Below are 14899 nucleotides of genomic sequence, written 5' to 3' on the forward strand. Positions count from 1 at the left end.
TTGATGGGCAATTGCCCAGCCCTACCCCCGCGTGCTCTTTGGGGCAGTTGTTATAAGGGTAGCTCCGCAACTGGTTTTGTGACCATCGAACGCGACTGGCACACCGTCAATCAGCACTTTCGGGTCGCCCTCAGCAATCACACAGACACCATGCCCAGGCAAGGGGCAGGTACAGCTGTCCCCTTTGCGAGCGACCGCAATTCCATGGACGGTGGAATTGGGCGATGCACTGATGACGATCCCACCGTGGCTAGTAGGGTCGTTCAAGCGGATTACACCGCGCATGTGAAAGCTTTACTCATCGCGAATAGCCTTGTGAACCAGGCTTGGTATCGTGACGCAGTCCCCACCAGGGCAGGAACGCATTCCCCCCGCCACGGGCACGGAACCACGGCGCGTTCGGATCGATTGGGCGCACCTTAGATGGCGGGCTCACAACAACTGCTGTTGGTTGCTCTGAGTTTGTAGTGCCGGCGACCAGGACGTTCTTACCCAAGTGATTTGCGTAGGCAATACCAAGTGCAACGTTGGTCAACGCCGTGCCAGCTCCCATTTCGCCCAAAAGCGCTGGCGTATTGAAGGTCTGCCTCTTGAAATCGAAATCCACCAGTTCAGTAGTGAGGGTTTGCGCCAGGGCCCCAATGCGTTCGGACGATGCGGGATGACTGTTGTTTGCGTCATGGATTACGTAACCAATGTCACTGTCCTGTTTTCCGGCGTTATACGCTGCCGCCTCAACTGCGGCTTTCCATGCCTGGATCTGGCGTGGAGGCAAGCCCTTCTGCGCTTCGAATTCGCCAACTTTTTTGGTGGCAGGGTAACCGATCCAGGCCAACGGAGCGCGCTCAGTGTTGTAGTCAGCTCCGGCGAGTACGAGCAGCACCATGTTCTCGTTGATTTGCTCGTCCTTCGGCGGGAAGCTCGGGGCGTCCCAGTTCATTACCCAGACGGTTTCTTTCGGATGCGTTTGCAGGTAGTCCAGGCCCGCCGCCAATGAACTGAAGCCGGCGTTTGCGCCGCCCATGGTCACGCGCACATCAGGGGGGGTGTCTCTGCTCCAAGCATTTGGAACCGCCTTATTACCAATACTGAAAGTAGCAATAATGTCATCTCGCAGGTAATTTGCGGCTTCAACCGGGTCGAGCCGTCCTTCTGGAAGGGCGTATTCGATATGAATGCCCGCCAGTTCACGCCGAGTCTTCTTATCCGTAAGTGAATGTGCGTTATAGAAGTACGTGGAGCTTGAGAAATAGATGTCATGAAAACGTACTGTCAATGCTTCGACGTATTTATGGTGAAATCCCTTGAACGTTTCCTCACCATCATTTCCATTGGCGATAATTCCGATCGCCTGAAGTTTAGAAAATGTCTTGGGATCAGTCTTCACCATGTCATCGTCTTTATTGGGCTTCGCTAATCCCAAGGTCCAAAGCAATTGCCATTCAGTCGGATAGTCGCGCCGCTGCAGTGGGTTGAGCCATTGCAGTCCGACGACTTGAGCTTGGAATGGCTTGGCGTGCTGCGGTACGGCTGGAGCTATCGGACTGGCAACAGTCTGGGCCGACGCTGAAGCACTGAAGCTAAGTAAGGCCAGTACGCCAGCGGCAAACAGCGTAGGGAAAAGCAAGAAACGATTCATAAGGTCTCCATCTGATAGCACATGCGGCGCAGATAAACTAGACGCTCTTGTAAGAAAGAGCGCCGTGATTATCGCGAAAGCGAAGGCGGCCAAGGCGCAGGCAACGCGACGCGAACGCGTCTGAACTAAAACTTTCATTGGGCACCTTTAGGAACTTTAGCGAAGAAGCCGCGTTGATTGACAATCTTAACTGGCATGCTGCCCTCCGGCGTTTCATTTGCCCACTGAGGGATGGGAACTTTTCGAAAGAGGCCGGTTTTGAAATATTCCTTAAATTCTTTGTTAGGATCGATGTCCTCGAGACCGTCGAGGAAACGCCAGTCAGCGGCCTTTCTGAGCTTATTCATGTCCTTTTCAGTGATGTAGCACGTACCGACCGCGACATCGTATGCCAGTGCCTTCTGCGCATGCATGCCGTTGGTCATGATGGTTGAGTGGTCCGTTGCATGAGTGTCGATATTGCCCGCCAGGCTTTCTTTGATCTTTTTTGTGCGCCAGGCATTGTATTCTGAGCTGGCGGAAGGCGGATCGTCTTCTTCTGTCACCTGCTCCCCATTTTTATAGAGCCCTTCACGCTTTGCCTGCATCCGCAACATAGCGTGGTGCTCATAGCGCAAACCAGCCTCGGTGGAGGTGTCGCCCTGTGCCGCATCAGTACGCTTTCGCGCTGCTCCCTCGGCACCGCCACGCGGTATGTTGCGATCACCTGCATACGGATCGTCAACATCGCGCACACGCTGTTGGTCGCGTGACTCGCCCGGCATGTCGTAGCCCTGATCGAAATCGGCGCAAGGCTGGCCGAAACGCACGGCTACCGGCAAGAACGCTTCCGGCAATTTCGGCGCCGTTAGCGGAGTCTTCCAGTCCTTAGGCGGGTCGCCATTAATGCGAGTGCGCGCCACGGCCGTGACAATACTTATTACAGGAGCAGTGACAATCGTCATTACCTTGCCGATGCTCGTGGTGTTTGCGGCCAAGCCCTTTGACAGGGAATACTTTGCGATCGGCGATGGTGGATGCCAGAATTCTGTCACGCCGCGGTCCTTCATTGCCTGGGCAAAGTCATAGTGCCCTTGCTCACCGACTTTGAATCCCTGTGCAAACACGCGTTGGCTGAAAACCCCATGACCATTGGTGGCATTGATTTCCTGCTGGCTCAGGCCGCGCCAGCCGATACCTTGGATGGTGGTGGACGAAATCACCTGATCGTGAGGGTTGAAATATAGCGTTACCCGACCGAGCGTGGAGAGTTTATCGCCGTAGCCGTATTTGTTGCGGTCGCTGCGCGCATCGAAACCATGGGCCTCATTCTTCATCAATTCATCGATGGTGGCGGCGGGTTGCTCAAAATTCGACTGCTTACGGATGATGTCGAAGAATGCGGCCATGGTCTTGTAGCGCGCTTCGCCGCTGGTACGGCCATGCTTTCCCTCCGGATCTTCCATGCCGCGTTCGGACCAGGTCTGGGTGGCATTCTTTTGCAATAGGCTATAGGGCGGATTGCACAGCACATAGGTATCGGCTACGCAGTTGCCGGTCTTGCCGGCGACGTCAGTTACCGGATCGAGGCGGTCGCCGAGGAAGGCGGCGGCGATGCCGATCATATTGCCTTGGCTATGGCAGACGATGGTAATGGGGGTGTCAGCCTGCTTCTTGCGGATCGACTCGACCAGCTTAGCCAGACGTAATGCGGCCAACACGTAGTATGGACGCGGAGGGGTGGAGTACACCAGGCGATCGTTCGTGGGGTTCATGTGCTGGATGTGAAGCCACAAGAACAGGCTATCGTCGATGCCACTGCCCCATAAATCGGGCAACGAGGTGCAACCATTGGCAAACGGACCTCCACCCCAGTAATTCTCTTCATTGAGATAAATGGAGTCGCCGAATGCCTGCAGTTCTTCGCTGCTGGCCTTGTAGCCCCAGCGAAAATGGATGACGGGGGAGAAACTACCTTCGCTGGATACGAAGGATTTATCGGTCATTTTGGGATTGATGAAACCATCCGGCGTCAATTCGTCCATATATTTGGCCGGTTTCAGTTGGCCACCTTCTGGCGTAGCATGGACGATCTGGCCCTCATTGCGTTTGAGGCGGTCGTTCAGGCCCTTACAGATGCCGTCTTCCGATTGCGTATACCACTCGCCGTCAGAATTGACGCCATGGACGAAAATGGTGATGCCCGGCAGCGGCATCTGGGCGATCACGTCGAGGTGTTTGGGGTCGACCAGACAGACGCCACTTTTGGCGCCGACGATCAGATTACAGGGGTCTTCAAACGGACTGTCGAAAGATAAGGGCTTCGTCATTGATGCGATTTCCTGGCTGATACGGGAGTGCGCTTCATTTGCGCGGACGATAGAAAATGGCCTTGATCTGCTGCAGGCGGTCGGCGACGATCTTTTCGCCGGTACCGGCACCATCGCTGATGCCCTTCATCGCACTGTCGCCGACGCGCTCGACGTGCAGCTGCATGCCTTCCACCGGCTTGCCGTCGGTGGCGCGCAGCAGGCGTGGCACGCGGCCAAAGTCGCCTGATTCAAACTTGGGCAACTCCGTTGTGGCGCTTGCGGGGCCGTTCCAGTGGTGGCCATCCGTTTTCACGGTGAGTGATCCCGGACCGCCGATTTCGGCATTGCCGCCTTTCAGCGTCAAATAGGCGCCACCACTCACCATCAAGGTCACTTCTTCTTCGGCCATGATGATCAGGCGCTTGGCTGCGGTGACCTTGATGTCCTTGGCCGAATTGATCTGCATGTCATCCAGTTGGCTTTGCAACAGGAACTTGCCTTTGTGCGCCACCTGGGTGATGCCGTCCATGTGCGAGAACAGCGAAATGCCCTTGCCCGCATTGAGGTTGAAGCGCTGGCCGCTGGTGAACTGCATATGCTGCTGGGCCACCGTGTCGACGTTCACACCGGCGTAGCTGACCAGCGTTTTCGGTGTACTGAGCGCGATACCGGCCGGCGCCGTCATGCTCAGCGTCGGCTTGCCACCGTCGCGCTGGCGATCGGTATTACTGCCACCGGCAGCGGCGTCCACATGGTCTTTGAGTTCAGCCTGCGGCTCGGCATCCAGCGCCAGGCCCTGGTGTTCGGCGGCGTACTGGCCAAGGGACTTGAACAGGTCCAGACAGTCCTGCATCAGGGCCAGGTGCTCGTCGCCGCTTAACTGGTTGCCGCAGGCGTCGAGCCGCTTCCAGGCGGAGATCAGGAGCGACTTGGCCGTGCGAATGGCGCCGCTGTCGTTGGTGGCCAGCTCGAAGCCTTCACCGCGCGGGTCGGCTTCGCCGTCGCAGCGCGGGTGGGTCAGGTAGCCGAGGTTCAACTGGCTGTGCCCATGTTCGCTGGCCAATTGGGCGCTGATCTGCCCGGGCGTATCGTCCATGCGCAGCTGGTTATAGCGCTGTGCCTTGACCTCTTTGCTCTTGATGCCGGACAGGTATTTGTCGCCGGGCAGTCGGCTGCGGTGGCTGAATGAGGGTGGGTTGGTCTTGCCACCATGTACGCGGCCGACGATCAGCGGTTTGTCCGGGTCGCCGCCGAGGAAGACGCAGATCACTTCGTCCCCGGCACGCGGCAGGGAGATCGCGCCGTACTGGGCGCTGGCCCAGCCGCTGGCCACGCGCACCCAGGCCGAATCGCGCTCGCTGTCGGACGCTCCAGCGCCGTTGGCGTGCTCGTGGTCTTCGTTGCGGCAGCCGGCAAAGCGGATCTTGACGCGACCCAGCGCATCGCAGTGGATTTCTTCGTTGATGGGGCCGACTACCGTCACGCTCTGAGCCTCGGTACGCGGCAGGTCAATGCGCGGGTCGTAGCGCGGCACGATGGGAATGCCGCGTCTCACGCAAGTAAAGCGATTGGTGTAGCGCACGCCGCGTTCGGCGCTGGCCTGCTCCATGCCGTTGCTGTCGGTGCGCCAGTGATTGAGCGCGAACAGCCGGCGCACGCGGTCGTCGAACGCTTTCGGCAGGTTGTTTTCGGCCTCCACACGCAACTCGGTGATGACAAACTCACGCTGCTCTTCCGGATGGGACTCGAGCTCCGGATGGCTGCTCACACGGTTCCACTGGCCGACGCACATGCTGCGGTCGCTGCCCTCGCCCTGGAAAAACTTGGACTCGTATTCATGCCTTTGCATACGCAGGGTGCCCAGGCTGCGGTAATCGACGTCATTTTCGCCGGCATGCGGCACATCGACCAGGTAGTCATCAAGGCCGCTGGCGAACTGGTTGCCAAGTTTTCCCTGGTCAGCCCCGCTGAGGTTCTGGCTTCCCATAGACCAGGCCTGGGCGTAATCCCAACTGCGGCGGCTCACGCTGCCAGCGCTCAGTTGCCGCACTGCGTGCCAGGTCGTGATGGAGTCGCGCTGTTCGGTGCCGTCGTCCCGGTGGTAGCGAATGGTGCCGGCCGCGTTTTCTTCCAGCGTCATGGCATCGTCGAACAGCACCAGCGTGTGGGCTGGCGCTTCGTCGCTGCCGTGTTCACTCGATGCGCCGGGACGGATGAACCACGCAATGCCGCGGCGCTTCCAGAGGCGCTGCAGGAAAGCGGCGTTCGATTCGTTGTACTGCATAGTGAATTCGCGCGCCGGGTAGGTCTTCAGGTGACCCAGGTCGAACTGGAATGCGCGTGCCACGACGGGGTTGGATTCCCGCCATTCGCGCAAGATGGTATTGGTGATATCGGTTTCGCTGGCATTGCGGAACACCCGCGTGTTGCTGGTTTTGTCGAGCAAGGACAGCGCGTCGCGCACGATCAACTGGTAGGTAGCCAGGCCGCCATCGCCCTGCCCTTCAATGGCCGAGGCGACGATGCCGCACACGGAGCGCATGCCGCCGCTGTCGGTAACGAACTGCAGTTCAACCGGGTTCGCCATGAACTGCTTGAGCGGCAGGCCGGCTTCAGACGCAACGCAGAGCAGGCTGTATTCGATACCGCCACAGATGGTCTCCACACCGCTGACATGCTTGACCAGCAGTTTGTCGTCGGCTGCGCCCTCGCCGCGGAACAGGCGCAGGCGGATCGGACGATTGGCTTCGGTGAGCCCGGCCATTTCAAGGCCGGCGAGGCGTGGGGACATGCGAGCACTCCTGAAAATCAAGAAAATTCGGAGCGGAAATTATATTTTATTCAACACTTCATTGATGCACGATTGAATTTTTTTACATTGACAAAGCGCAGCGGAAAACAGCATAAACGACATCGCGCCCCTGGCGTACTCGCCTATGCCGAAGGGGCTCAGACCGGCCGCAATTGATCGGCAAGGCTCCGCGTCATTGTCGCTACTTCGGTACCGGTATGAAGCGTCGATTTTCGTTCGATCAGCATGATATGGCACTCCTCAACAGCGACAGGATTGTGCCTGACGCCTTTCGGGACGACGAAAGCCTCCCCCTCATGCAGCACCACTGTTCTATCTTCCATCTCGATAGTTAATGAACCTTTGAGAATATAGAAAAGCTCGTCTTCGTTATCGTGGCTGTGCCAGATGAGCGAGCCAAGTACCTTGGCAACTTTGACGAACGAGTCGTCAAGTTCTGCTACTACGCGGGGCGACCAGTGTTCAGTAAGGCCGGCCGCGATCTGCTTCGGAGAGACAACGTTGGTCATTGAAGTACCTCAATTTGTGCTTCTGTCAGGCCGCGCTCCTAATGAGCATCCTGGCTTCAGATACAAAAAAGCCCGGCAGTGCCGGGCTTTCCTGGTAGCGGGGTTTAATCCCAGCTCAACGCGCCGCCGGTCTGGTACTCGGTCACGCGGGTTTCGAAGAAGTTGCGTTCCTTCTTCAGGTCGATCATTTCCGACATCCATGGGAATGGATTCTCGTCCTGGTCGAACAGGGTTTCCAGGCCGATCTGGGTGGCGCGGCGGTTGGCGATGAAGCGCAGGTAGCCTTTGAACATGGCTGCGTTCAGGCCCAGCACGCCACGTGGCATGGTGTCTTCCGCATAGCGGTATTCCAGTTCGACCGCCTGCAGGAACAGGCCTTTGATCTCTTCCTTGAAGGCCGGAGTCCACAGTTGAGGGTTTTCCAGCTTGATGGTGTTGATCAGGTCGATGCCGAAGTTGCAGTGCATCGATTCGTCGCGCAGGATGTACTGGTACTGCTCGGCGGCGCCCATCATCTTGTTCTGGCGGCCCAGCGCCAGGATCTGGGTGAAGCCGACGTAGAAGAACAGGCCTTCCATCAGGCAGGCGAAGACGATCAGGGACTTCAGCAGTTGCTGGTCGGTCTCCAGTGTGCCGGTCTTGAAGGTCGGTTCGGTCAGCACGTTGATGAACGGGATCAGGAACTGGTCCTTGTCGCGGATCGACGCTACTTCGTTGTAGGCGTTGAAGATTTCCTGCTCATCCAGGCCCAGGGATTCCACGATGTACTGGTAGGCGTGGGTGTGGATCGCCTCTTCGAAGGCTTGGCGCAGCAGGTACTGGCGGCACTCGGGAGCGGTGATGTGGCGATAGGTGCCCAGCACGATGTTATTGGCTGCCAGCGAGTCGGCGGTGACGAAGAAACCCAGGTTGCGCTTGACCAGGCGGCGCTCGTCTTCGGACAGGCCGTTCGGGTTCTTCCACAGCTCGATGTCGCGCTGCATGTTCACTTCCTGCGGCATCCAGTGGTTGGCGCAGCCGGCCAGGTATTTGTCCCAGGCCCATTTGTATTTGAACGGGACCAGCTGGTTGACGTCGGTCTGGCCATTGATCACGCGCTTGTCGTCGGCGTTGACGCGCAGGGCGACTTGTGCGGCGCTGGCTTCGGCAGTGGCGCCCTGTGGTGGGGTTTGGCGCGGGGCAGCCGCGGCTTCATCATCCCAGGATAGCATTTGTATTATTTCCTCTTGTATTCAAAACCGGTAAACCGGTGTCAGACCCATCGGGTCTGACACCATTACCTCTCTATTGTATTACTGGCAGGCTTCGCATTCCTCGAAACCGTCGTCACCAGGACGCAGGTAGCAGGCGGCGCCATCTGGCTCAGCAGCTACGGCCGCCGGGGCGTCCGGCACGTTCGCGGACACGGCGTTCAGGGCGCCGGTACGGGAAGTCGACTTCTCCATGTGCGAGGCAGCGATGGTGCGCAGGTAATAGGTGGTCTTCAGGCCACGCAGCCATGCCAGCTTGTAGGTCTCGTCCAGGGTCTTGCCGGATGCACCTGCCATGTAGATGTTCAGCGACTGGGCCTGGTCGATCCACTTCTGGCGGCGCGACGCGGCTTCCACCAGCCAGCTTGGCGACACTTCGAACGCGGTGGCGTAGATGTCGCGAAGGTCTTGCGGTGCACGGTCGATCTTGCTCAGCGAGCCGTCGAAGTACTTCAGGTCGGCGATCATCACTTCGTCCCACAGGTCGCGCGCCTTCAGGTCGCGTACCAGGTAGGCATTGATCTCGGTGAATTCGCCGGACAGGTTGGACTTCACATACAGGTTCTGGAAGGTCGGTTCGATGCAAGCCGACACGCCGATGATGTTCGAAATGGTCGCGGTCGGGGCGATCGCCACGCAGTTCGAGTTACGCATGCCGAACTTGGCGATGCGTTCACGTACCGGGGTCCAGTCCATCGCGCACGACAGGTCCTGCTCCAGGTAGCCGCCGCGCTGTTCTGCCAGCAGGCGCACCGAGTCTTGCGGCAGGATGCCGCGCGACCACAGGGAACCTTCGTAGGACTCGTACTTGCCGCGTTCTTCGGCCAGCTCGGTCGATGCCAGGTAGGCGTAGTAGCAGACAGCTTCCATCGAGGTGTCGGCGAACTGCACCGCTTCCATCGAGGCGTACGGTACGCGCATCATGTGCAGGCAGTCCTGGAAGCCCATCACGCCCATGCCGACCGGGCGGTGGCGCATGTTGGCGTTGCGTGCCTTCTCAACTGCGTAGTAGTTGATGTCGATCACGTTGTCGAGCATGCGCATTGCGGTGCGGATGGTCTTCTGCAGCTTGACGTGGTCGATCTTGCCCTCTTTCATGTGGGCAGGCATGTTCACGGAACCCAGGTTGCAGACGGCGATTTCGTCTTCGTTGGTGTTCAGGGTGATCTCGGTGCACAGGTTCGACGAGTGAACCACGCCGACGTGCTGCTGCGGCGAACGGATGTTGCAAGGATCCTTGAAGGTGATCCATGGGTGGCCGGTTTCGAACAGCATCGACAGCATCTTGCGCCACAGGTCCAGCGCTTCGATCTTCTTGAACACACGGATTTCGCCGGCAGCGGCTTTGGCTTCGTAGCCGACGTAGGCTTCTTCGAAGGCCTTGCCGACTTTATCGTGCAGGTCAGGCGTTTCGGACGGCGAGAACAGGGTCCAGTGCGATTTTTCCATCACACGCTTCATGAACAGGTCCGGAATCCAGTTCGCGGTGTTCATGTCGTGGGTGCGGCGGCGGTCGTCGCCGGTGTTCTTGCGCAGGTCGAGGAATTCCTCGATGTCCATGTGCCAGGTTTCCAGGTAGGCGCAGACTGCACCTTTGCGCTTGCCGCCCTGGTTCACTGCCACCGCGGTGTCGTTCACCACTTTCAGGAACGGCACCACGCCTTGCGATTTGCCGTTGGTGCCCTTGATGTGGGCGCCCAGTGCGCGCACCGGGGTCCAGTCGTTGCCCAGGCCGCCGGCGAACTTGGCCAGCAGTGCGTTTTCCTTGATGGCGTCGTAGATGCCTTCCAGGTCGTCGGACACGGTGGTCAGGTAGCAGGAGGACAGCTGCGAACGCTGGGTGCCGGAGTTGAACAGGGTCGGGGTCGACGACATGAAGTCGAAGGTCGACAGCAGGTTGTAGAACTCGATGGCGCGCGCTTCGCGGTCGGTTTCGTTCAGGGCCAGGCCCATGGCGACGCGCATGTAGAAGGCCTGCGGCATTTCGATGCGCACATCGCGCACGTGCAGGAAGTAGCGGTCGTACAGGGTTTGCAGGCCGATGTAGCCGAACTGCAGGTCGCGGTCGGCCACCAGGGCCTTGGCCAGCTTGGCCAGGTCGAACTTGCCCAGTTCTTCGTTCAGCAGTTCTGCGGCGATGCCCTTGGCGATGTACTGTGGGAAGTACTCGATGTAGGCGGCAACGGCGCCGGCTTGCGGCACTTCCTTGCCGAACACTTCCTTACGGATGGTGTGCAGCAGGATGCGGGCGGTCACCTGGGAGTACGCAGGGTCCTTTTCCATCAGCGCGCGGGCAGCCAGGATGGCGGACTTGTGCAGTTCTTCGACCGGCACGCCGTCGTACAGGTTCTTGACGGTTTCGGCCAGGATGGCGTCGGCATCGACGTGCTTTTCCAGGCCCTTGCAGGCGGCGCCGATCAGGTCGCGCACTTCCTGCATCACCAGAGGACGGGAAACGCCGTTCTCGGTCACGTTGATCTGCGGCTCCGCGGTGGCGGAAGCACCGGCAGCCTCTTTCTTCAGGCGGCGTTCTTCCATGTGCTTGGCGCGGTACAGCACGTAGGAACGTGCCACGTCGTGTTCGCCGGAACGCATCAGGGCCAGTTCAACCTGGTCTTGCACGTCTTCGATATGGAAGGTGCCGCCGGCTGGCTGGCGGCGCATCAGGGCGGCCACCACGTGCTTGGTCAGGTCTTCCACCAGTTCGCGGATGCGGGCGGAAGCCGCACCCTGGCCGCCGTTCACTGCCAGGAAAGCCTTGGTCATTGCGACGGCGATCTTGGATGGCTCGAAAGCTACCACGGCGCCATTGCGGCGGATGATGCGGTAGTCGGCCATCTGGCTAGCGGAAACAGCGACACCACCGGCAGTTTCGCCAGCGGAAACAGGCACTTGAGGCGCCTGAGTGGTGGAAATATCTTGAGTAGATTGCATTTATGCTCCGCGTATCTAAGTTTTGTTTATGGCCACTATATCTAGTGAACCATTGAATGCTGTGCACTAATTGTAGTGACGCGATAAGGTTGGCACAAGATGAATTTTTTCGAATCAGCCACGATTTTTTATTGACTTTTGATATCCCCTGCCAGAACAGGCGATCAGTGGCGGCACCGCGTTTTGTTTGCTGATCGATTAAGCAATGTTGCAGCGCAGCATGCGCTTGTGCGCTGGCGAAAACGCTACAGGATTGGGCGGGATTTTCGCAGCGGACCGGGATTATAGACGATTCGGGCGGCGCCTGCCGCGCCGCCGCGAACCGCTAGCTTGGGTCCTGGATGTTCAGCTTCTGCATCTGGTAGCGCAGTTGGCGGAAGCTGATGCCCAGCAGCTGGGCAGCCTGGGTGCGGTTGTAATTGGTCTGGGCCAGGGCGCGCGTGATGATGTGGCGTTCGACCGCTTCCAGGTAAGCCGGCAGGTTGCTGGGCAGGACGTCGAACACCGGCAGCGCCGGCAGCGATGACTCACCGGCTGGCGCGGCTTCCACGGCCGCCGCTTCAACCGCCTGGCTTGGCGCCGCGCCGGCAGGAGCGGCCGCCTGGCTGGCGCCAGCAGCCGGTACCGCTGCCTGCGCTGCGGCTGGCACGGCCGGCGGCAAGGTGCCGCCCTTCAGCGCCAGGTCTTCCGCCGAGATCACGCCATCGTTGGAAAATGCCAGTGCGCGTTCGAGGATGTTCTCCAGCTCGCGCACATTGCCCGGGAAGGGATATCCCTTCAAGGCGTCCAGCACGCCGGGCGCCAACACCACCTTGTGGTCAAAGCTGCCCAGCCGCGCCAGGATGGCCTCCACCAGTTCATCCAGGTCATCGAGGCGCTCGCGCAACGGTGCCAGGCGCAGCTCGATCACGTTCAGGCGGTAGAACAAATCCTGCCGGAACAGGCCATCCTCGACCAGTTTTTCCAGGTTCTTGTGGGTGGCCGAGATGATCCGCACGTCGACCGGCTCTTCGGCCGTGGCGCCGATCTTGCGCACCCGCCGTTCCTGGATCGCGCGCAGCAGCTTGACCTGCATCGCCAGCGGCAGGTCGGCCACTTCGTCCAGCATCAGGGTGCCGCCGTTGGCCGCCTGGAAAAAGCCGTCGCGTTCGTCGGCCGCACCGGTGAAGGCGCCCTTGCGGTAGCCGAAGAACTCGGCCTCCATCAGCGCCTCCGGAATGGCGCCGCAGTTGACGGCGATGAAAGGCTTGTCCGCGCGCGAGCTCTGGGCATGGATTTCGCGCGCCGCCAGTTCCTTGCCGCTGCCCGACTCGCCATTGATGGCAATCGGCGCCATCGACCGCGCCAGCCGGGCAATCTGGGCACGCAGGGCCTGGATCGCGGCCGAGCTGCCGCGCAACCGGCTTGGCGACTGGCCACGCGCCGGGGCGGCGGCCGGCACGCTGTCGCTCACCTTCAATGCCGACTGCACCAGGATGCGCAACTGCTCCAGCTGCACCGGCTTGCTGACATAGTCAAAGGCGCCCGCCTTCAGCGCCACCACGGCATTTTCGGCGCTGCCGAAGGCCGTCACGACCGCGATCGGGATGTTCTTGCCGCTGGCCGTCACCTCGCGCACCAGGTCCAGCCCAAGGCCGTCGGGCAGGCGCATGTCGGTCAGCACCAGTTGATAATCTTTTTCGGCAAAATGCTGGCGCGCTTGCTGAAGGGTTTCGGTGCTGTCCACGTCCAGCCCCATCTTCAACAAGGTAATTTCCAGCAATTCGCGCAGGTCGGCTTCATCGTCAACGACCAGGACACGTGGAGAAGTCATGTGTTTTTCGCAAATGTAATCACAAAGCGGCCGCTCGACTTGCGCGCGCCGCCCTCAGTCACGCTGTCTTCGAATCGGTGCTCGTAATCCAGCATGGCTTCGTTATTCAAACACAATTCGCGCGCCAGATACAGGCCCAGGCCCGTCCCCTTGCTCGATGTTGTATAAAACGGCTCGAACAGGTGGGCCCGCACCTGCGGCGAAATGCCGGGGCCATCGTCCTGCACATGCAATTCCAGCGGCCGCCCGGCCACCTGCACGACGAAGACGCGGATGCTGGCCGGGGTGCCGCTGGCATAGCGCACCGCGTTATTGAGCAGGTTGATCAGCACTTCGCGCAAGTGCAGCGGGTCGAAGCGCACCATCACCTGGGCCATGCCGCCCAAACATACGATCTTGCGGTCCAGCCGATGGGTTTCGTCGAACTCCGCCTTCAACTCATTGAGGAAGGATTCCAGTTCCATCGGTTCGTGGTGGCTTTGCGCCTTGCGCGACAGCTGCAGGATGTCCTCCACCATGCGATTCACGCGCGCCACGTTGTCGCTGATGATCCTCAGTAGCCGCTTGTGCACCGGCGCCTGCAAATCCTCTTCCAGCAGCGAATTGGCGTGGCCGATGGCCGACAGCGGGTTGCGCACTTCATGCGCGATGCTGGCGGTCAGGCGGCCCATCGAGGCCAGCTTGAGTTGCTGCGCCTTTTCCTCGATGCCGGTCACGTCCTCCAGGAAGATCACGTTGCGTTCCACATCCAGGCCCTTGGTGTCGGCGGCGGCGAAGCGCAATTTCAGGTGCAAAGAAACGTCGCGCCGCGAATTCCAGGCGGCGGTCAGGTCTGCCTGCTCCGGATCCTCGAACGGCTTGATGGTGATGAAGGCGCTGGCCTGTTGCGGGTCGCTGCGCCAAGCCTCATAGGCGACCGCGATCGGCTGCAGCGCCGCGCCATCCAGCACCTGTGCGGTGCCGCCCAGCATTTGCTGCGCCGCCGGGTTGCTCATGTGGATGGTGCCGTCCGGTCCGACCACCAGGATGCCGTCGGCCGAATGTGCGATCACCAGCCGGTTGACGGCTTGCTGCACGCCGATTTCAATGCCGCGCTGGGCTGCCAGCTCTTCCTGGCCGATCAGGCGCGCCGCCATGCGGTTCACGATCAGCACCACGGCAAACCAGGCAACGCCGTACAGGCCGGCCTGCAACACCAGCGATTCTCCGCCCGAAATAGCGAGATAGGTGCTGTCGGCCAGCATGAACAGCGTGGCCAGCGAGGCGCTGAACAGCGACAGCACCAGCGGCGCCAGGATGGCGCAGCCGGCCAGCGGGAACAGGTACAGGATGGCCAGTCCGGAGCGCAAGCCGCCCGCCGCCAGGTAGAGCAGCGAAATGCAGGTCAGGTCGCAGGCTACCTGCGACATCAGCTGCAACATGAAGTGGCGGCGCCAGCGCATGGCCAGCACCTGCATGGCGACCGCCGCCAGCAGGTAGGCCGCGCACACCTGCACCTTCAGCTCGCGCGACAACAGGTCGCCGGCAGTAAAGTACAGCGAAAGCACCAGGGTGATCACGATGCGGGTCGCGCCCAGCGCCTTCAGCGAGCGCCAGAAGGTGTCGCGCGAGGCGGCCGACAGGGTGTGGAGACGGGCAAACACGCTGGAAC

Annotated in this window: 9 protein-coding genes; all 9 read right to left on the reverse strand. The window is 60.1% G+C overall.

All coding sequences use genetic code 11. The features are described 5' to 3' along the window. Window positions 1–21 precede the first annotated feature (21 nt). Window positions 22–285, reverse strand: coding sequence for a PAAR domain-containing protein (locus tag BM269_RS01865; protein WP_090435129.1), 264 nt, complete (start codon window positions 283–285; stop codon window positions 22–24). Window positions 286–298: 13 nt separating this feature from the next. Beyond that, window positions 299–1777, reverse strand: coding sequence for a virulence factor (locus BM269_RS01870; protein ID WP_090435131.1), 1479 nt, complete (start codon window positions 1775–1777; stop codon window positions 299–301). After that, window positions 1774–3948, reverse strand: a complete 2175-nt coding sequence (locus BM269_RS01875) for a T6SS effector phospholipase Tle3 domain-containing protein (RefSeq protein ID WP_090435134.1) — start codon at window positions 3946–3948, stop codon at window positions 1774–1776. The genes BM269_RS01870 and BM269_RS01875 overlap by 4 nt, the downstream gene beginning before the upstream one ends. Window positions 3949–3982: 34 nt before the next feature. Beyond that, on the reverse strand, window positions 3983–6721 hold the full coding sequence (locus BM269_RS01880) for a type VI secretion system Vgr family protein (RefSeq protein WP_170860253.1): 2739 nt from the start codon (window positions 6719–6721) through the stop codon (window positions 3983–3985). A gap of 158 nt (window positions 6722–6879) precedes the next feature. Continuing rightward, complete coding sequence (locus tag BM269_RS01885; protein ID WP_090435138.1) at window positions 6880–7251, reverse strand: cupin domain-containing protein; 372 nt, start codon at window positions 7249–7251, stop codon at window positions 6880–6882. Window positions 7252–7355: 104 nt separating this feature from the next. Continuing rightward, complete coding sequence (locus tag BM269_RS01890) at window positions 7356–8462, reverse strand: ribonucleotide-diphosphate reductase subunit beta (RefSeq protein WP_090435141.1); 1107 nt, start codon at window positions 8460–8462, stop codon at window positions 7356–7358. A gap of 81 nt (window positions 8463–8543) precedes the next feature. Further along, on the reverse strand, window positions 8544–11435 hold the full coding sequence (locus tag BM269_RS01895; RefSeq protein ID WP_090435144.1) for a ribonucleoside-diphosphate reductase subunit alpha: 2892 nt from the start codon (window positions 11433–11435) through the stop codon (window positions 8544–8546). A 325-nt stretch (window positions 11436–11760) separates the two neighbouring features. Beyond that, window positions 11761–13248: a sigma-54-dependent transcriptional regulator gene (locus BM269_RS01900; RefSeq protein WP_090435147.1), complete on the reverse strand. Its 1488-nt coding sequence runs from the start codon at window positions 13246–13248 to the stop codon at window positions 11761–11763. Beyond that, on the reverse strand, window positions 13245–14891 hold the full coding sequence (locus BM269_RS01905; protein WP_090435151.1) for a sensor histidine kinase: 1647 nt from the start codon (window positions 14889–14891) through the stop codon (window positions 13245–13247). Before BM269_RS01905 ends, BM269_RS01900 begins: the two co-directional genes overlap by 4 nt. Between the last annotated feature and the right edge of the window lie 8 nt (window positions 14892–14899).

Origin of the sequence: Duganella sp. CF458, assembly GCF_900113115.1 — a bacterium.
Lineage (GTDB): Bacteria > Pseudomonadota > Gammaproteobacteria > Burkholderiales > Burkholderiaceae_D > Rugamonas.

Excerpts from the sequence above, each read along its gene's own strand:
- BM269_RS01865 (WP_090435129.1), bottom strand. The coding sequence starts at position 285 with ATGCGCGGTGTAATCCGCTTGAACGACCCTACTAGCCACGGTGGGATC.
- BM269_RS01870 (WP_090435131.1), bottom strand. The coding sequence starts at position 1,777 with ATGAAAGTTTTAGTTCAGACGCGTTCGCGTCGCGTTGCCTGCGCCTTG.
- BM269_RS01875 (WP_090435134.1), bottom strand. The coding sequence starts at position 3,948 with ATGACGAAGCCCTTATCTTTCGACAGTCCGTTTGAAGACCCCTGTAAT.
- BM269_RS01880 (WP_170860253.1), bottom strand. The coding sequence starts at position 6,721 with ATGTCCCCACGCCTCGCCGGCCTTGAAATGGCCGGGCTCACCGAAGCC.
- BM269_RS01885 (WP_090435138.1), bottom strand. The coding sequence starts at position 7,251 with ATGACCAACGTTGTCTCTCCGAAGCAGATCGCGGCCGGCCTTACTGAA.
- BM269_RS01890 (WP_090435141.1), bottom strand. The coding sequence starts at position 8,462 with ATGCTATCCTGGGATGATGAAGCCGCGGCTGCCCCGCGCCAAACCCCA.
- BM269_RS01895 (WP_090435144.1), bottom strand. The coding sequence starts at position 11,435 with ATGCAATCTACTCAAGATATTTCCACCACTCAGGCGCCTCAAGTGCCT.
- BM269_RS01900 (WP_090435147.1), bottom strand. The coding sequence starts at position 13,248 with ATGACTTCTCCACGTGTCCTGGTCGTTGACGATGAAGCCGACCTGCGC.